This window comes from Streptococcus infantis, assembly GCF_047460825.1.
Classification (GTDB): Bacteria; Bacillota; Bacilli; order Lactobacillales; family Streptococcaceae; genus Streptococcus; species Streptococcus infantis_V.
On the sequence record NZ_JASHFO010000031.1, the window covers coordinates 1 to 19,625 of the forward strand.

General features: G+C 36.9%; 18 protein-coding genes. 1 reads left to right on the forward strand and 17 read right to left on the reverse strand.

Features of this window, described 5'->3' with window-relative positions:
• On the forward strand, positions 1–192 hold a 192-nt coding region (locus QM911_RS08355; RefSeq protein WP_414313701.1), incomplete at its 5' end, for a transposase.
• A gap of 41 nt (positions 193–233) precedes the next feature.
• Here the strand turns inward: QM911_RS08355 and QM911_RS08360 are convergent.
• The 17 genes from QM911_RS08360 to QM911_RS08440 all read right to left on the reverse strand — a co-directional run bounded on the left by QM911_RS08360 (position 234) and on the right by QM911_RS08440 (position 19,414).
• Entirely contained in the window at positions 234–776 is a 543-nt protein-coding gene (locus tag QM911_RS08360; RefSeq protein ID WP_414313702.1) for a GNAT family N-acetyltransferase, read from the reverse strand.
• 107 nt (positions 777–883) lie between these two features.
• Positions 884–1,708, reverse strand: coding sequence for an ammonia-dependent NAD(+) synthetase (gene nadE / locus QM911_RS08365; RefSeq protein WP_414313703.1), 825 nt, complete (start codon positions 1,706–1,708; stop codon positions 884–886).
• Positions 1,705–3,165 (reverse strand): nicotinate phosphoribosyltransferase, encoded by a 1,461-nt coding sequence (locus QM911_RS08370; RefSeq protein WP_414313704.1) that lies wholly within the window; start codon positions 3,163–3,165, stop codon positions 1,705–1,707. The genes nadE and QM911_RS08370 overlap by 4 nt, the downstream gene beginning before the upstream one ends.
• A gap of 107 nt (positions 3,166–3,272) precedes the next feature.
• Positions 3,273–3,761 (reverse strand): DUF6773 family protein, encoded by a 489-nt coding sequence (locus tag QM911_RS08375; protein WP_153225154.1) that lies wholly within the window; start codon positions 3,759–3,761, stop codon positions 3,273–3,275.
• On the reverse strand, positions 3,751–3,960 hold the full coding sequence (locus QM911_RS08380) for a helix-turn-helix transcriptional regulator (protein ID WP_001107501.1): 210 nt from the start codon (positions 3,958–3,960) through the stop codon (positions 3,751–3,753). The genes QM911_RS08375 and QM911_RS08380 overlap by 11 nt, the downstream gene beginning before the upstream one ends.
• A 325-nt stretch (positions 3,961–4,285) precedes the next feature.
• Positions 4,286–6,613, reverse strand: coding sequence for an ATP-binding protein (locus tag QM911_RS08385; protein WP_414313705.1), 2,328 nt, complete (start codon positions 6,611–6,613; stop codon positions 4,286–4,288).
• A complete protein-coding gene (locus tag QM911_RS08390) occupies positions 6,614–7,882 on the reverse strand; it encodes a DNA methyltransferase (protein WP_228113878.1) in 1,269 nt (422 codons plus the stop codon).
• 160 nt (positions 7,883–8,042) lie between these two features.
• The gene (locus tag QM911_RS08395) at positions 8,043–8,639 is read right to left on the reverse strand and encodes an HAD family hydrolase (protein WP_414313706.1); all 597 of its coding nucleotides are present in this window, start codon (positions 8,637–8,639) and stop codon (positions 8,043–8,045) included.
• Between the two features lie 51 nt (positions 8,640–8,690).
• The gene (locus QM911_RS08400; RefSeq protein WP_414313707.1) at positions 8,691–9,101 is read right to left on the reverse strand and encodes a GNAT family N-acetyltransferase; all 411 of its coding nucleotides are present in this window, start codon (positions 9,099–9,101) and stop codon (positions 8,691–8,693) included.
• Positions 9,102–9,200: 99 nt separating this feature from the next.
• Positions 9,201–10,574 carry an amino acid permease gene (locus tag QM911_RS08405; protein WP_414267167.1) on the reverse strand — a complete coding sequence of 458 codons (1,374 nt, stop codon included), beginning with the start codon at positions 10,572–10,574 and terminating at the stop codon, positions 9,201–9,203.
• 82 nt (positions 10,575–10,656) lie between these two features.
• Positions 10,657–11,139 (reverse strand): transcription elongation factor GreA, encoded by a 483-nt coding sequence (gene greA / locus QM911_RS08410; RefSeq protein ID WP_000818756.1) that lies wholly within the window; start codon positions 11,137–11,139, stop codon positions 10,657–10,659.
• A gap of 354 nt (positions 11,140–11,493) precedes the next feature.
• Positions 11,494–13,236, reverse strand: a complete 1,743-nt coding sequence (gene mltG, locus QM911_RS08415) for an endolytic transglycosylase MltG (RefSeq protein ID WP_414313712.1) — start codon at positions 13,234–13,236, stop codon at positions 11,494–11,496.
• A gap of 75 nt (positions 13,237–13,311) precedes the next feature.
• A complete protein-coding gene (locus QM911_RS08420; protein WP_414313708.1) occupies positions 13,312–13,806 on the reverse strand; it encodes a GNAT family N-acetyltransferase in 495 nt (164 codons plus the stop codon).
• Positions 13,803–14,318, reverse strand: a complete 516-nt coding sequence (locus QM911_RS08425; protein ID WP_414313709.1) for a GNAT family N-acetyltransferase — start codon at positions 14,316–14,318, stop codon at positions 13,803–13,805. The genes QM911_RS08420 and QM911_RS08425 overlap by 4 nt, the downstream gene beginning before the upstream one ends.
• Before the next feature lie 8 nt (positions 14,319–14,326).
• Positions 14,327–15,661, reverse strand: a complete 1,335-nt coding sequence (murC, locus tag QM911_RS08430; protein ID WP_316108236.1) for a UDP-N-acetylmuramate--L-alanine ligase — start codon at positions 15,659–15,661, stop codon at positions 14,327–14,329.
• Between the two features lie 11 nt (positions 15,662–15,672).
• A complete protein-coding gene (locus QM911_RS08435; protein ID WP_414313710.1) occupies positions 15,673–16,269 on the reverse strand; it encodes a cystathionine gamma-synthase in 597 nt (198 codons plus the stop codon).
• A 58-nt stretch (positions 16,270–16,327) separates the two neighbouring features.
• A complete protein-coding gene (locus QM911_RS08440) occupies positions 16,328–19,414 on the reverse strand; it encodes a DEAD/DEAH box helicase (protein ID WP_414313711.1) in 3,087 nt (1,028 codons plus the stop codon).
• Between the last annotated feature and the right edge of the window lie 211 nt (positions 19,415–19,625).

Below are 19,625 nucleotides of genomic sequence, written 5' to 3' on the forward strand. Positions count from 1 at the left end.
TTTCATTCCAAGAAAATTTTGGATGAACTTTGCGTCAAAGATAAACACTTTTTCTTACCTCTACCACCTTATTCACCAGATTTGAATCCCATTGAGCAAGCTTGGGCTGTCTTGAAAAAGAAAGTGAGAGATTTATTAAGGGAAGTCCCAAATATCTTTGAATGTTTAGAGTGCTTTTTTAAAACTAAATAACTATAATAAAAAATAAGATGGAAAAGTCTCGCTTTTCCATCTTATTTTTTGACTTGATAATAAATCTTATCAGCTATATAACGTTTTTGTTCAACTTCATTTGGAATAGTCTTCCAAAAAGTCATGCCAGCCTTTTCCATGACACGTCCAGAAGCTGGATTTAAACTTGCATAGCAAGCATTAACCTCTTTAAATCTAATCTCATCCAAACAGTATGATAAAACAGCCTTCAAGGCTTCTGTCATGAGTCCTTGCCCCCAGTAGTCCAGCCCTAAGATATACCCGATTTCACAGCTAGAATTTTCTTCATCCACACTGACCAGACTAATATCTCCAATGACATAGTCTGGATTTTCTTTGAGACAAATAGCCCATTTGTAGTAATCAGGATTGTCATAGGATTTAACCCAATTGCCAATAGAATTTTGAGTCTGTTCAATATTCAGGTGTGGATCCCAAGTCACATAAGTCAGATTTTCTGAGCGTGAAGCCCAATTATCAAACATAGCTTGAGCATCAGTTTCCACAAATCTCCTCAATATCAAACGTTCTGTCTCTATAGTTTGTGTACCTAGTGCTTTCATAATCGTAGCTCACTTTCTAATTTCAAGGTAAGAAGGTAAAAAGGGCTCCCGGACCTGCCTCGTTCTCCTGTTTCAAGACTCGGGGTAAAAACCTCCACTGGAGATTTTTACTCCCAAAACGTATCAAATACAGTGATTGGGAGGTGGCGTTTGTGTTGGCCTTTGTACCACCATTTTTCAATGGTTGCTTGGGCTTCTGGGCTTACTTGTTTACCTTCGAGATAATCATCAATTTCATTGTAAGTGACTCCCAAGGCTACTTCGTCTGCAATGCCTGGTTTTTCTTCTTCCAAATCTGCTGTTGGAACTTTTTCATAGAGGGCTGAATCAGCTCCAAGCTCTTTCAAAAGTTGTTTTCCTTGGCGTTTATTGAGGCGATAGAGGGGGAGAATATCTGCACCACCATCACCAAACTTGGTAAAGAAACCTGTGATATTTTCCGCAGCATGGTCTGTCCCGATAACAGCTCCGCTATGAGCACCTGCAAGGGCATATTGGGCAATCATACGGCTACGAGCCTTGATATTTCCTTTATTAAAATCGGAAACTGCACTGCCTGTAGCTTCTACTGCCGATGCCATTGCATCTACAGAATCCTTGATATTGACCACCAAACTCACATCTGGTTGGATAAAAGCTAGGGCTTTTTGAGCATCATCCTCATCTGCTTGAATTCCATAAGGCAGGCGAACTGCTATAAATTTATAAGAATCATCACCGGTTTCAGCTCGCATTTCTTCCATAGCTAGTTGGGCAAGGCGACCAGCTAAAGTCGAGTCTTGACCACCAGAAATTCCTAATACAAAACTTTTAAGGAAAGGATGTTTTTTAAGGTATTTTTTCAAAAAGTCAATGGAACGACGAATTTCTTCTTGAGCATCAATGACTGGTTTAACGCCTAGTTGTTGGATAATGGTCTCTTGCAAACTCATTCTTCTTCTCCTTCGCCCAGAGCTTTCTTACGCATCTTATCAATCAAGTCCATCTTGTCTTGCCATACATCAAGAGCCAAGTCCACAGGATAATGTTGTGGGTTAAGAACACGTTTGTATTCGTCCCAAAGCTTGTCAAATTCCTTACGAGCATAGGCCTGAATTTCAGGAAGACTTGGTAAATCATAGACCAACTTACCGTCCTTGAAGATGTTCACCAAGAGAGGAACGGCATCAAAATTGCGGACAGTTTTCTTGATGTAAGTATAGGTCGGATGGAACATCTTAATCTCCGTCATACTAGTAACATCTACACCATCGTAGGTAATGTAGTCACCTTCAGACTTGCCTTTTTCACGGCTGGTGATGCGCCAAACTTGCTTCTTACCTGGTGTTGAAACCTTCTCTGCATTGTTTGAAAGTTTGATAGTATTGCGCATCTGACCATTTTCATCTTCAATGGCAACAACCTTATAAACCGCTCCTAGAGCTGGTTGGTCATAGGCTGTAATGAGCTTAGTTCCTACACCCCAGACATCAATCTTAGCTTTTTGCATCTTGAGGTTAAGGATGGTATTTTCATCAAGGTCATTGGATGCATAAATCTTAGCATCAGTGAATCCTGCCTCGTCCAGTTGTTGACGAACTTTTTTAGAAATATAGGCAATATCACCAGAGTCAATACGAACGCCCTTAAAGTTAATCTTGTCACCTAATTCTCTTGCAACCTGAATGGCAGCAGGAACACCGATACGAAGAGTATCATAAGTATCTACAAGAAAGACACAATCACGGTGAGTTGAGGCATAAGCCTTGAAGGCCTGATAATCATTGCCATAGACTTGAACTAAAGCATGAGCATGAGTCCCTAAAACCGGAATTCCAAAGAGCTTACCAGCACGGACATTACTGGTTCCATTAGCACCACCAATGACAGCCGCACGTGTTCCCCAGATAGCTGCATCCATCTCTTGCGCACGACGTGTACCGAACTCCATCAGAGGTTCATCTTCAATGACCGAGCGAATACGAGCAGCCTTAGTCGCAATCAAGGTTTGAAAATTAACAATATTTAAAAGAGCTGTTTCAACCAATTGACACTGCGCCAAAGGTCCTTCCACTTGAACGATCGGTTCATTGGCAAATATCAAGTCCCCTTCTTGAGCAGAACGCACCGTCAACTCTAACTTGAGATTACGGAGATATTCCAAGAAGGCGCCATGATAACCAAGTGACTCCAAATAAGCTATATCGCTATCAGAAAAGCGCAGGTTTTCTAGGTAGTTCACAATTCGTTCCAAACCTGCAAAAACAGCATAACCATTTTTAAACGGTTGTTGGCGGAAATAAACTTCAAAAACTGCTTTCTTGTTATGAATTCCTTGGTCGAAGTAAACCTGCATCATGTTAATCTGATACAAATCTGTGTGCAATGTTAAACTGTCATCTGGGTACATATACTGTCCTTCTTCCCTATTTGTAAAAAGATGAAAATATTTCTTCTTTTCTCATAAATTAGTACTATTATAACACATTTTACCAAGATGGAGAAAAAGCTAACAAGCTATTCCATACTCTCAAGTTCATCCATATCCTGCTCAAACTTTTTCTGGGCCCATTCACCATAACTTTTCAAGCCTAAGTTGCCAATAAATACCCAAGGAAGATAAAAGATATAAGTAAATACACATGCATAAATGTACTTAATATACAGAGGATTGTGCTGATAAATTTCGATATTAAACTGGTAGTTTTGTAGCATCAAGCTAGCTGTAATCACTAGAGTTAATAATAGGCATCCTAAAATTGTAAAATGAAAACGACTATAGTAGGTCACACCTAGACTTCGAGCACGATTGAAAAAGTAAAAATTCCCTATGATGATAATAACGAGAAGCATGCTGGGAGTAAATAGGCTTGGTGCTAACACTGATATGATATAAGCTAGAAACAACAATCCGATAGAGATATGAAAACTCTCTGCCCATGCTTTATTCATCAGTTGTTCTTCTCTTTCGTCTAGTAATTGATAATAATAAAATTTATTTTTCATCTTCTTCCTCCCAAAATAATTGATCTAGAGTTTTCCCTAGGCATCTGCAAATGGATTGGCAAAGTGAAAGCGAAGGATTGTACTTTCCAGCTTCTATCAAACCGATAGTCTGCCTAGTGACACCCACAGCTTCTGCCAAATCACCCTGCGTCATATCAAGCTCTACTCGAGCTAGTTTTAATTTTAAATTCTTAGCCACTTGTTACCTCCTCCTTAATTTTAAAAGTCGCGCTTCTTTTTTTAACTTTATTATATCATATATTTTACATTATGCAATATATATCTGTCATTTTGTGAGATTTTTTTAACAAAAAGCCTCTCTACCACCTACATGATAGAGAGTTCTCTGTTTATTCAAATTTTTTCAAAATATCTACAACGTCACTTCTCTGTTTGACTTGGTAGGCTTTAATGCCTAAACTTTCAAGCAAGAGCTTAGTCATAGTTCTTGTAGCCCATTTAACATAACTTTTATATAAAAAACCACCATATTTAAAACTACATCTTATATTTAAAATTCAAAATTACTTTTCTTTATTCAAACCAGAAATATATAGTAAGCCTAATAGCAATTTTATTTCTTGTGTTTTTTTCATTACATCAACTTTTGTTATAATTCTAGTTCCCCCATGCGTTGACAGGTTAAGAAATGCTAAAAAGCTTTCACTTTCATCTCTAGAACTAATTGTGCTACGTAAAGAATTCAAAACTCGCTTATCCGCATCGTCTAATTCACTACTGTCAATCAAATCTTTTCCTTCTTCAATTACTTTTCTATAGTTTTGCAATAAACTTTCTGTCTTACCTATTTTACTGTTATCCAAAATATCATTTACAACAATTTCAATTAAAGTTCGATAAGCAGCAACTGCTACAAAACTATAATCTTCAGTACTAAAAATTCGATTAATTTCTCCTATAAAACTGACAACATCTGACCTAAAGTTAACTTCTTTGTTTATAGGCATACTGACTAAATTACTACTAGACGATTCTGGTTGAGCAATATAAAAGTTATCCTCTACTACTCTAAACGTAAAATCAGCCTCATGAATAAGCCTTGTTTTCTTATCTGTTATTTTAATTGCAATTGTATTTTCATTTAATCGGCCAAAACTTATTATACCTTTATTAAAATTAATAGTAGGATTATTTTTTGTATCAATTTCAAAATGTAAGCCCTTATCCTCTTCACCAAAACTATTTGTAAAATTGAATAAATTATCAACTTTATAATCTATCCCCTTCTTGAGTATATTTCCTTTTTGACTGATTTTAGGTTGAGCCGGCTTCCTTAAAATTATCTTTAGAGAAGATACCGTAGTATCTGTCTCTTGACTAATCACCCATTCCCCTTCTTGGAGTTTATTAAATTCACTCACTTTTTCTTCGTTAAAATAAATGTCTGTAGCAACTTGAATTAATTCCTTTAAATTAGGAATCTTCTTGTCTAAATCATCTATATCAATCCATGATTCAACTACCCCAAAATTTATTGTTTCTTTAGTCTTTGGAATAATATCCAATAGAATTTCCTTATCAAAAAGAGTACATTTTAATTTGTCTCCTTGTTTTTCAAAAATTATAAAATCTTTTAATTTAAAATTTGGTATAATACATTTTTTAAGATTGCTGAGATCAGAAGTCTCTTCTTCAGCTATCCTACTTTGAATAAATGTTTCGTGAGAAAAATCTCTTAATTCATTTTTTAACAAGGAACCGATTCTCTGAATTTTTTCGTTTATTTTTTCAATGAAATTTGCTATATCATCAGTTAACTTACTCTGAGAAAATTGAGTCCGGTCAGAATTGAACTGTATTGATGGATCACTAGATTTAATAGAAATATAACCTATTAATTGTTTTAATACTTCGCTATATTTTTTTGTAATCATTAATTCAGTATCAAATAACAGATAGTTGTTAAACAAATTATTATTGATGTAAATCAATGGGGTTAAATTGTTATTATTAGGATTGTAGAATAAAGGGTTAATCTTACGTTTTGCTTTTGAAACGAGATAATAGGCAGCTAAATTAATATCAAGAGAATACCTATCTGAATTAAAACTAAATTCTTCAGAAAAAATATCCTTACCATCTTTCCTAAAGACCAGATTTTGATCAGACGAAGAATAATTTATTTCAAATAACTGCTGAGGCCTATTTTGTGTCTGTAATTGAATTTCATAATCGGTTGAGTTAATCTCTCCATCTATATTAAGTTTTATAATAAAGTTCTTATCGGCAGAAATTTTTCCGTCAGATATTTTATCATCAATAAAAGAATTTAAAATTTTATTTCGATTAACTTCTTCACTAAGATACTTTTTTAAAGTATTAACATTATAATCATTGATTTCAATTTGGATTAATGTACCTATAAAATCACCTGAACTTGAAAGAGTAACATCTAAACGCTTATCTGTTATATTATATTCAGTAACCAAAGAATCAAAATCTACAGTAAACTCTGAGATCTGAGTATTTTGAGCTGTTTTCCAATATACTTTTTTCCCAAATCTAAAAACAGATAAGAATCCCAAACCTTTTGAACCCTGAGTTAAGCGTTCAGTGTCTTTATAAGAAATAATTTCTCCATATTTCTTATCACTACTTGATATGTGGAATAATTTCTTAATTCCCTCCGTATCCATACCAATTCCGTAGTCTCGAATTGTAAGTAGTCTAGATTCCGAATCCAATGTAATATCGACACTAGGAGAACAAGCATCGTATGCATTTTTTATTAACTCATTTAGAGCAATAATATTATTTGGAATTTTTTCTGATAACTCACTCAATATATTACCTGCTACAGTAATAGGTACTTGTTCAACTTTATTGGACATTTAAATCTCCTTTATTTTTCTTAATATCAAAACATATTCTTGATTCATTGATTCCACTGATTTATCTTTTACATTCGATAACCTTCTCGGCATTCTCTTAATAGGTATATTTCTTGTAATAGATGCTTCTAATTCAAATCCAATACTCTCAAAATATTCTTGAGTAACTTTAGATAAAGGAACCGTTTTATTATCAACTCGTCGATTGCCTAAAGTTAAAACAATTCTTTTGTTCTTTTTTATAATTCGTCCCATTTGTCCCATTACATCCAAATAGTCAGTTATAAAATTCATAACTTTTTTTCTCTTATCCGTGGCTATACTTTCAACATACTTATTTAAACAATCTGATTGATAGTTTTGTTTAATTCTTCTAATTCTCCCCCCTAAACTATTCGAGTCAATACTTGAATAATTATCTATTAATTTCTCGTCAAAACTTTCCATATCTTTTCTGTCTATCCAGTAAATTGGTAACATAGAATACTGTCCATATGTTACCGTAGTTGAATTATCTCCATAGGGAGGAGAAGTTACAATCAAATCAACAGAATCGCTCTTCATTCCATATAAAATATCTTCCGATTTTCCAATTTTTAAATCAATTTTTTTTCTTCTGTTATAATCAGGTAAATATTGAGAGTATTCGTTAATGCTCTTTATAAAATCTTCAACGATGTGATTTTCCATCTTTTCAATATCGTTTTGCTCTTTTACGTGCAATTTAAATGTTGAACTTCTTGTATTACTGTATTTTTTTAAAATATTAATTAAACACACCCAATAATACTGTCTTACGTATCTGTATTTTTCTCTCTGAATAGCACAACGAATTTTACTAAACGTCATTATAAAATCATTTCGATACCATTTTTCTATATTATAAAAATAATGTTTGTCAAATTCGAAACTATTGCTTTTTAAAAATTTCTCAATTCTATTGTTTGCTATATCTATATATTTTTTGTTAACACCTTGTAGCTTAACTTTTGTAATAAGATTAGCTAAAGGGTTAATATCTATGCCAATCGGAGAAAGGTTATTCTTTTCTCCCTCCACTAGAGTTGTTCCAGAACCATGAAAAGGATCAAGAATATTTGTAATAGATGAATCTTCACTTTTAATTAGCTTAATTAATTCATATTGCATATCAGGAACCATCGTAGCTGGATAGGCACTAATTTTATGTATTCCTGAAGCAGTTACATTTTTAAAGTCCCAGTAATCAATTTCTTTTTCTTTTATTTTATCTACTAAATTCGACTTCAACAATTTAGCCCCCGACTAATATTTTTCTACTATGCAGCCTAAGTATAGCATAGAAATTTTTGAACGTAAAGAAATAATATAATTAATCTGTTAAAGAAAACTAAATTAATCTCTATTAACAAAAACCTCTCTACCAACTAAATGATAGAGAGTTTTCTGCTTATTCAAATTTTTTCAAAATATCTACAACGTCACTTCTCTGTTTGACTTGGTAGGCTTTGATACCTAATGTCTCAGCCATCTTAGTGTTGTATGCTATATCATCAAGAAAGACACAATTTGCTGGATCCAACTGATATTTACGGAGAATTTCTTCAAACATTTTTCGATCAGGTTTGATGACCTTAATATCACAAGAAAGGACGAAACCATCTAAAATTCCATTTAAAGGATATAGTTGGTCTTTCAATAATTCATAAAAAACTGGTGAGGTATTGGACAAAACAAAGATGCGATGACCTTTTTCCTTTAACCCTGTAAGAAGCGGAAAGTCTTCGGTGTAAATATCAATATAGGCTGGCCAATTCCAAATCACTTCTTCAACCTTTTTCTGATAGCAATCTCCTAATAGGGAAAGAACCTTATCAACCAATTCTTCTCGAGTCAAGGTCCCCAGGTCCAATCTTTCCCAGAGCCCCGACTGGAAAATCGCCTTGTCTAAGATCAGATAATCTTTCTGAGTTTTAGCTACAGATTTCAAAATCTTATCCTTGTTCCATTCCAGTAGAACATTACCCATATCTAGTATGATATCCATTAACCCACCTCCATTATGATGTGCCACCCTCTTCAATCGTTCATTTTCCGTTTACAACTCTTTTTGATAATAGTGCCTTTGTCCAGTATAGGGATAGTCTTTCATAGTAAAAACTTCCTGGTAACCATGCTTTTGATAAAAGGCTGGCGCTTGAAATTGATAAGTATTTACAAAAGCAAAGCGACAGTTTCTCTTTTTAGCTTCACTCTCTGCTTGCTGCAATAGTTGGGAGCCGATTCCTTGTCCTCGCAAGCCCTCCTTTACAAACAAATACTCGATTTCTAGCCAATTTCCAAAGGTCTCTGCTACTAAACCAGCCAGGAGTTGACCATGTTCATCTTCAACATATAAGTTTAGCGGCTCACATTCAGCTGCTTCCCTTTTAGAACGATTATAAGAGCGAATCAACTCTCCGATTTTTTGCGCTTTCTGAGACTCTGTATTCTCCAATCTAATGTGCATCAAACCCTCCTCAAAGACATTTACGCCTTGATTATATTCCTATTTTAAAGAACTGTCAAACTAAAATAACTCACCAACCTGAGTTGATGAGAGTTTAACTTATTTTCTAAATTTCCATTGGCTATAAATACCAAATGCAACAATCCAGATAGCTGAACCTCTAGCTCCCATTACAGTTGATTCTTGTAAGAAGAGAGTTCCAAATACAAAGATAAAGAAGAGCATTGTTAAAGGATTTAGCAAGCGATATTGAGGCATGAGATAGCCATCTGACATAAAGTCTTTGGACTTGCGATATTTGAGATGAGCTACCATGATCAAGATGTAAATGGCGATATAAACACCTGATGAAGAAGCTGTAATCAAAGCAAAGGCATCTGATACGCCTGGAAGGACATTGATGAAGGCTGCAAAACCAATCAATACGGCAGAAGCAATGATAGCATTCTGAGGAACGTTGTGACGTGAGAGTGTATCTGCCTTAATAGCTTTCAAGAAACGATTTGGTGAATCATGGGCAATTTGGTACAAATGACGACCTGTTGAGTAAAGGGTTGAATTCAAGGCTGATGCAGCTGAAGTCAAGACAACAAAGTTAATCAAAGCAGCCGCCCACTTAAGACCAACAAGTTCAAATACCGTTACAAATGGTGAATCTGCTGCAGAAAGCTCACGCCAAGGAATAATAGACATAATAGCTAAGAGAGCTCCACCGTAGAAAAAGATAATTCGCAAGGGAATTTCCTTAACAGCCTTAGGCAATACTTTTCTTGGATCCTTAGTTTCAGATGTAGTAACACCGATAAATTCAATCATCAAGTAAGCAAAGAAAACCATCTGGAAGGCCATGACAAAGTTCATCCCACCATTTGGGAAAAGTGAGAAGTGTTCACTGATATTAGCAAGACTTGCTGAACCATAAGGCGTTTCAAAGCCAGTCAAAACTAGAAAGACACCTGTCGCAATCATGGCAAGAATGGCCACGATTTTGATCATAGCAAACCAAAATTCTACTTCACCAAAGATTTTAACGGCAATCAAGTTCACTAAGCCGAGTATTGTCAGAAATACAACCTGAATCAACCAAGATGGCCAGGATGGAAACCAAAACTGAACATAGTGAGCAATAGCCGTGATCTCGGCCATTCCGATAAAGACTACTGAGAGCCAGTAAGACCAGACTGAGAAGTAACCCCAACCCTGACCTAGATAACGGGTAATAAAGTTGATAAAGGTATGTTGCTCCGGATCTTGGTACAACATTTCCCCGATAGCACGCATCATAAGATACATAAAGCCACCTGTAATCATATAGACCAAGACGATTGACGGACCTGTCAAACTAATTGAACGTCCAGCTCCTAGAAACAGTCCTGTTCCAATTGTTCCTGCAATCGCCATAACCTGAACATGGCGATTGGTTAACCCACGTTCCATTTTATTTTTCTTTTTGTGCTTATTTTCTGAATTCATATAGTCTCCTCTAGTTTTTAGAATTAAGAAAAGGAGTGATAGGAAGCGCTTTCCCTATATCTACTCCTTCTTTTTATTCCTATTAAACTGTTTTTTCTACTTTTAAGATTTTAACATCATAGCTTCCTACAGGTGTTTCAATCGTAGCGGTATCACCTGTTTTCTTACCAATCAAGGCTTGCCCAATTGGACTTTCATTTGATACTTTACCTGCAAAGGCATCTGCACCCGCTGATCCCACGATGATATATACTTCTTCGTCGTCTTCACCAATTTCTTGGATAGTGACTGTTTTCCCGATAGCAACTTCATCTTGAGCAACTGCATCGCTATTGACAATCTCAGCATAACGGATTTTTGTTTCCAAGCTAGAGATTTGTCCTTCAACGAAGGCTTGCTCATCCTTAGCTGCTTCATACTCACTATTTTCTGACAAGTCACCGTATGAACGCGCAATCTTGATGCGTTCTACAACTTCTGGACGACGAACTAGTTTCAACTCTTCTAATTCTTTTTCGAGTTTTTCCTTTTCTTCAAGGGTCATTGGATATGTTTTTTCTGCCATTTTTCTCAACTTTCTTTTGATTAAATTTAAATTTCTTTAGGTAGTAAAGCAAAATTATGTGGTAAACCACATAATTTTACAATGAAGACAAAGTCTTTTAAAAGCTTTCCTTAAATGATTTTGGTCAGTAGCGACCTTTTAAAATCTGTGCCTAAAGCTAATGATTCTATCACTTCTAGACTCAGGTTCAAATAAGAGGTAAGTTTTTACTTTCGTAATTTCCGAACGCCTAAAACTTGTGAATTTCAGGCGTTTCTAATCATTGCGGAAAGACTTGTGTGACTTGCTTTGATCGTGAAAAAGAGAGTTTTACTTCTACATTCACGAATTTAATAGCAAATCTTGTTCTAAGAGTTAGTTTGAACTACTTGATTGTGTCAATTTACTGTTAACATGCTCTGCAACGTTTCGATCATGTTCCTCTCGTGTCGTTGCAAAGTAAACCTTACCATCTTGTACATTGGCTACAAAGTAGAGATAGTCGCTCTTAGTTTGATTGATACTTGCTTCAATTGCATCCAGACTTGGACTGTCTACTGGACCAGGCATTAAGCCAAGGTTCGTATAATCATTATATGGTGAACTGATTGTTGTATCAATTGCTGCATCATCTGCCAAGCTAATATTTTGTCCTAGTTTACCTTCTGCATAGAGAATAGCAATATTACTCTGAAGTGGCATACCAAGGTTCAAACGATTATAGAAAACTCCAGCGATCAGTTTGCGATCATCAGTTTTCAACCCTTCTTTTTCCACAAGTGATGCGATGGTGAGGAGTTCATTCACTGTCAAGTTCTTTTCTTTGATTGCAGCATAATGTGCTGACAAGTTTTGGTCCATAGCTGCCACCATTTCATCAATCAAGCTTTCAACAGTTGTGCTTTCTTTGATGCTATATGTTGCTGGGAAAAGATAACCTTCTAAACGGTAACGAACACCACTTTCCTTAGTTGGTAAACTTTCAAGAAGGGTTGGATACTTAGCAACTAATTGAGAGATGAAGGTTTCATCTTGCACTTTTGCCAGGAAGGCATCCGCAGTCAAAGGTTCTTTAAAGTCTCCTTGAAGCTGACCAACCGTTTGTGCGATTTGATCAAGGGTATAACCTTCAGGGATTGTAAGATTTGCAAGTGCAACCTCTTGAGCTTTAGGCGTTCCCCCCTTTTGCAATTCTTTGATAATATCATCTGTACTCATGCTCTTTTGCAAATTATAATAACCAGATTTCAAATCATTGTAGTCTTTATACTTAGCATAAAGGCTAAAGATAAAACCGTGTTTTACCAATCCAGAGTTTTCTAAGGTATCACCAATTTGCTGAAGATTGGCCCCTTCTGGAATCTGAACCGTGACATACTGTTTTGAATTTGCATCAACTGGTTGGAGTGCAGATTCGACATAACGGTAACCAAAGAATCCGCCCACACCTAGTAAAATCAATAAAACAAATACTGTTACGAAAAATCTTTTCAAGCGTGATTTTTTCTTTTTCTTGATTGGTTTCACTGATTCTTTACGACTTCTTCTAGGAAGTTCAGTTCTAGTTTCAACTGGAGCAACTGGCACTTGACTTGGAGTTTCTTTTGCAAGAACTGTTGGTTTCGGTTGAGGTTTAATATTCTTTCGAGCAGGACTTGGTTTAGCCTGATTCGTACGATAAGAAACTGGAATCCTAGTAGAAATGTCAGTATAGGAAGTCTCCTCTTGAACTGACTGAGCAGGTGCAATAGGCTTAACTGAATCTACAGTAGACACTACTGGTTCTTTAGCTACAACGGATTCAGCAGATTTAACTTCTTCTGGAACTGCAACTGGATCAGTAGGTCCTTCTGATGTCAAAGATGGACGTGGAGGAACTGTTGGAGCTTTAGCAAGCAGTTCATCCACTAGTGAAACTGAGTCTACCATCAAGTCTTCTACAGAAGACTCTGCCGCTGGTTTTTCCTCTTCTAAACTATTACTGACATTTGAAAACAAGGCATCGTTGTTACTTTTAGTACTTGCAATGCCATCTTCTCTTTTCAATCTTTCTAAATCTCTTAAAATTTGTTCTTTAAAACTTAACTTTTCTTCTTTTGAATTTTCGCTCAAAGGTATTCCCTCCTTGTTGATAATCCATAATATTATATCCTAAAAACTAAAGAAAAGCAACTATAGATGCCTTTCTGATGCCTAATTCGTGTTTTCCCAGACCATATCATACCATTCTTCACCAGCAAATGTCGACTTGGATTTTCCTTCATTCACAAAACCATGTTTCTCATAATAGCCAATGAGATAGTCATGGCAGGTCAGATTGATTCCCTCACGCTCATGCTCAAGAGCGAGATCTTTTAAAGCGGTCAATAATTTTCGTCCGACACCTAATGCCTGAGCTTTCTTAGCAATGGATAGACAAGTCACAGAGATATAGCCACCTTTTTGATGGCTATAATCTTTAATGTCTTCTGTAAAGAACTGGTCTTGTAAATATCGATGAGGGACTACTGGTCCCTCAATATAGCCTAGTATTTCGCCCTCTTTTTCAGCCACTAAAAAACTGGTCTTAATTTTCTTCAGATGAGCTTCAAAAACAGGATGGGGAATAGCTTCTTCAATTGAAAAATTTTCTAGTTCAATTTCAAAGATACGATCTAAATCTGTCAATCTAGCTTGTCTAATAATCATAGTTCCTCCTGATAATAGGGATTCTGCCATCGCATGAGAAAGGCAACCTCACTGCTCCTTTCTCCATCTACGATCCCTTGTTCCACAAATCCATTCATTTCAAAGTAGGCCAGCAACTCATCCTCACAAAGCAAATAAATACCTGGTCTATTTTGCTGACGGGTAACTTCCTTCAAAGCTGCTAGCAACAAGGTTCCAAAGCCTTGCCCCTGAATATCGGGATCGACAGCTAAATCTTCAAGGATGATTGCGTTCTCACTAATGAATTCCTCATCTCCGATCTCAAGCATCCATTGTCTTAAAGAGGGAATAGGAAGTGTCGCCGCAGCGATATAAGCAATCTCTTGGTCATCCAGGCTAGCTAAGAGAAACGTACCCGCATGGTTGCGGATACGTTCTTCTATTATTTCTCTATTCATAATTTCTAGGGTGTTTGAAATACTTTCTTGTATCAAGCAAATCTGATCAATATCTGATTGCTGTGCTTCCCTGATTTTAATTGGAAATTCCATGATCTTCCTTACTGAACATTGCTTGTCAAATTAGACAAGAGACGTTCGAATGAATATTCATAAGTTTGGATATCGCCAGCTCCCATGAAAACATAGACAGCATTATCATGGTCTAGGAGTGGAGAAACATTTTCAACTGTGATAACTTGATGTTTCTTGTTGATTTTATTGGCAAGGTCTTCTACCTTGACATCACCATGATCCACCTCACGAGCAGATCCATAGATTTGTGCGAGGTAAACTGCATCAGCCTGATTCAAGGCCTGAGCAAAATCATCCAACAAGGCGATGGTACGAGTAAAGGTATGTGGTTGGAAGATAGCCACGATTTCCTTGCTTGGGTATTTTTGACGTGCAGCATCAAGAGTCGCTACGATTTCAGTTGGATGGTGAGCAAAATCATCGATGATAACAGTGTCATTGACAATCTTTTCTGTAAAGCGACGTTTCACTCCTCCAAAAGTCTTCAAGTGTTCACGTACTAAATTCAAGTCAAAGCCAGCAGTATAAAGTAAACCAATCACTGCTGTGGCATTCATGATGTTGTGGCGACCGAAAGTTGGAATGTGGAATTGGCCCAACTCTTGACCACGGAAGTGAACGGTAAAGGTTGAACCTGTTGTAGAACGAAGTAAATCGCTGGCTACAAAGTCATTGTTGTCTGCTTCAAAACCGTAATAATAGATTGGAGCATTAGCCGTAATCTTACGCAACTCAGCATCTTCACCGTAAACGAACAAGCCTTTAGTAATTTGTTTGGCATAATCATTGAAGGCGTTGAAGACATCTTCCAAGCTCGTGAAATAGTCAGGGTGGTCAAAATCGATGTTAGTAATGATAGAGTATTCTGGGTGATATGGCATGAAATGGCGCTCATACTCGTCTGATTCAAAGACAAAATACTTGGCATTTTCAGAACCACGACCTGTACCATCTCCGATCAAGTAGCTAGTATCAGTGATGTGTGACAAGACGTGAGAAAGCATCCCAGTTGTTGAAGTCTTACCGTGTGCACCAGCAACTCCCATACTGATAAAGTCACGCATAAAACTACCAAGAAACTCATGATAACGTTTATAGCTGATACCATTTTGGTCCGCATAAGCAATTTCAACATTGTTATCTGGACGGAAGGCATTACCAGCGATAATTTCTAAATCACCTTGAAGATTTTTTTCATCAAAAGGTAAAATTGTAATCCCTGCTTGCTCTAGTCCACGTTGTGTAAAGTAGTACTTTTCAACGTCAGAACCTTGCACCTTGTGCCCCATTTGATGCAACATCAAAGCCAAGGCACTCATACCTGATCCTTTGATTCCGATAAAATGATAGGTTTTTGCCATTTTCTTCCCCTCTATTCGCTCATTCTAGTCAAGTTAAGCTCTTGAGCCACTTGACGTTCTTGTTCTTTTTGTTTACTTTTTTTGTTATAAATTTGGCTTTTCTTTAAAAAGTCATAATTGTTTTTCTTGGAACGACTTGTTTCACCATCTGAAATTGGAAGTTCCACTTGAGAAACTGTTTCTGCCAAAATATAGTGAGTTTGACCTAACTTCTGACTATATTTCGCAAATTCTCCTGGATTTTCCTTTTGAAAAGGTGCTGTCGGTTGATTTGCTGGACGCACCTGGCTTGTCTTCGGTTGACGTCTCGTATGACTTACATCCTGAGTCAAATATCGAGCCGAGCGCTTCTTTTTCAAATCCGCACGAGCTTCTTCACGCGCTAATTCAGCATAGGATTTTTCTTTTTTCTCAATCGGTTTTACAAGAGGCTTTGCTTCCTCTTGTTTTTTGTCTTTAGTGATTGGAGACCATTCCAAGTAGTTTTTATCTTGGTAATCACCTTTTATATTACTGATGAAATCAGACTCATCGTAGAGATTCATAACTGGCATTTCTGTCAACATGACTTCATCATCTGCCACTATTGGAAATCGTTTTTGTGTCATATTTATTTCCTTTCAATACTCCATTATAGCGTAATGTCTTGATTTTTCAAGTATAGGCTTATGAAATCCCTAAAATTTCTCGTATTTCAGCTAGACTCAAACTACCACGAGACTCTGTTCCATCCAAGATTTCAGAAACAAGATTTTTCTTTTTCTCTTGTAATTCTTGAATCTTTTCTTCAATTGTACCTCGAGTCACAAGGCGATAAACTTCAACAGCTTGCTCTTGCCCCATACGATGGGCGCGACCGATAGCCTGTGATTCAACTGCAGGATTCCACCATAAGTCTACTAAAATGACTGTATCGGCACCAGTGAGATTGAGACCGACCCCGCCAGCCTTTAGAGAAATTAAAAATACATCGCGCTCCCCTTGGTTAAAAGCCTTGGTCATTTCCTGACGTTCTTGTGAAGGAGTTGAGCCCGTAATTTTAAAGGAAGTCAATCCTAAGTCAGGCAGCTCTTGCTCAATCCGATCCAGCATACCTCTAAATTGTGAGAAAATAAGTACACGATGCCCACCTTCAGCAATCTGAACCAGCAAATCTCGTAAACTATCCAGCTTTCCGCTCTCTCCTTGGTAGTCCTCCATAAAGAGCGCAGGCGTATCACAAATCTGACGCAGACGCATAAGTCCAGTCAAAATTTCGACGCGATTTCGTTGAAATTCCGAATCGCTTACCTGTCCCAAACGTTCCTGCATCTGTTGAAGCTGAGCAAGATAGATAGCTTTTTGTTGATCCTCCAGTTCATTCTTATAGACAACTTCAATCAAGTCAGGCAACTCTGTCAAAACCTCTTCTTTCTTACGTCTCATGACAAAGGGTTTGATAAATTGAGCCACTCTCTCAGTTGATAGTTTCATAAACTCCTTCTTAGCAGGTAAGAGGCCTGGTAAGACAATCTGAAAAATCGACCAGAGTTCTCCCAGATGATTTTCAATCGGTGTTCCTGATAGTGCAAAGACAGATGGAACCACAAATCGTCGTAAACTTTGAGCAATCTTCGTTTGTGCATTTTTCATGACTTGAGCTTCATCTAGAAAAAGAAAATCAAAAGATAGGTCTCGATAAATTTCACTATCTTGACGGAAAGTAGCATAGCTTGTCACATAAATCTGATGATTTTCTGCCAAAATTGACTCTCGATGAGATTTTAAGCCATGCACGACTACGACATCCAAATCTGGAGCAAACTTTTGAAATTCATCAGCCCAGTTATAGATTAAGCCAGACGGAGCAAGGATTAGGACACTAGTATCTGCTTGAACCTGACTACTTAAAAAGGCGATGGTTTGCAAGGTCTTCCCAAGCCCCATATCATCCGCTAAAATTCCACCAAATCCATAATGGTGAAGCATTTGAAGCCACTGAATTCCCTTTTTCTGATAGTCTCTAAGTTCTGCTTGGATATTCAGCTCTTTCATCGGAAAATCTTCTGGATGCGTCAAATCATGGGCCAGATTGCGAAATTCTTCGGTGAAAGAAATTTGATCCTGGTCCTTAAATAAATGAGATAGAGTATAAGCTAGGGATTTACGAGCTCGAAAAGCTCCATCTTGTAGGTCCTCTATCCCTAATTCTTCTAAATCCTGACGGATACGCTTGGTCTGATCATCGAAATAGTAAACCTGATTCGAAGAGCTGATGTAATAATCCTGCTTCTCAACTAGCGCTTTCATCGCTCGATCGATTTCTTCTTGATCTATATCTTGAAAATCAAATTGAATTTCTAATAGGTTTCCCTTGGATGAGATGTGAACTTGAGGCTTCTGAACCTGATAAAGGTCTTGCAAGCTTTCAGAAATCTTTAATTCTCCAAGTGCTGCAAAGGCTGGCAAAACTTCCTGGAAGAAGGCATGGACTGCATCAGCTTTCAAACTTTGACGCCATGAACGAAAATCTGCTTCAAATCCAGCTGATAGAGCTAGTTGAAAAATCTCTTTCTCTAGTTGAATATCGCTAGCAAATGGAAGATTCTCTAGTTCATTACGATTCCTTACTAGGCAAGTTTCATACTGAAACTGCATATCCAAGCGAATAGAGCCATCCTCTTCTCCTTCCATGTAGAAAGAAGGACGGAAAGACTGAATTCGAAGCCCATCAGGAGCCTCTACCTTTCCTACGTTTTTGAACTGGGATAAGGTCGAAGCTAAAAGGTCTCGATCACTGGTATCAAATTGTAAAATCTTTCTACCACTTTTATCGATAGATACTTTTTTTAATTTTTCTATAAGTCTAGCTTGTTCTTTAGACAGAAGATAAAATGTACCTTTAGTAAACAAGACTTGTCCCTTATAAAACGAATTAAGCCCTACCTGTTGAACAATTTCCATCTCAAAATAGTTGGACTTTTCTTCAATTTGAAAGGTAAACAAACCTGCTTGACCATCAAAATCTTGAAATACAAGGTGGTGATAATTCGAAATCTGATGGTCAAATTGAAATGCATCTAAGCCCATCAGCAGACTAACACCCTGCTCAAAAAAAGACAGCGGGAAATAGAGATGACGACCTTGATTTTGGAAAAAGAGGGCATTTTCAGCCTCATCTTCTAGAATTCCTTGAAGGAAATTTAGAACAAATTGGCTACTTTCATCAAACTGACGAATATTCAAGGAAGTTTCATATAACTTTCCAATCATGTAGGGTTTACTAGTTTCTAAAACCTTCAGAAAAAGGGGAATATCTCGGATTACATAAAATTTCTGCGTCTGGATAAGACCGACTCTCAAAGTCCAAATAATGCGATTAGTCCCTGCTTCAATCTGTCCCTGAGCAGACAACTGATAGATTTCAGAAAGACTAGGAATTTGGATGGATTCTAAAAACTTTCCTCCAAAAGTAACCTGAGTTTCGACTTCTTCTTTCTGTTCGTGCACATTTTCCAGATTTTCCAAGAGTTCCTGACCAATCGGATCATTTTTCAGGTAATGCTCTAGTGCTGCCAAATGCACACAAAAACCTCTTTTTTGGAAAAAATCACAAGCACAAAAAACCAAATCATCATCCAGGCTATAGCGAATTTCTTCATCTGCTACACGCGCATAGAGGCGATGGTCTTTCTCTTTGATAATTTCAATCTGACCAGTTTCGTAGAGTTGAGCTCCCTCCATTCGAAGCTTCCCTGGAATCAATTTAGCCATATTTTCCCCTTTACTTTATCTCTTAATTATACCACATTTCTTCCTATGAAAATAGCCTTCTAGGAGTACTTTTCTCCTAAAAGGGGCTCTATAATATTTGTAGTGGGTAAATCCCCTATGGATATTATGGAGCCTATTTTTGTGTAGAAAAAAAGTCCCATATGACCTATAATGAAAAGCGATCAAACAACTCATTAGAAAGAATCATATG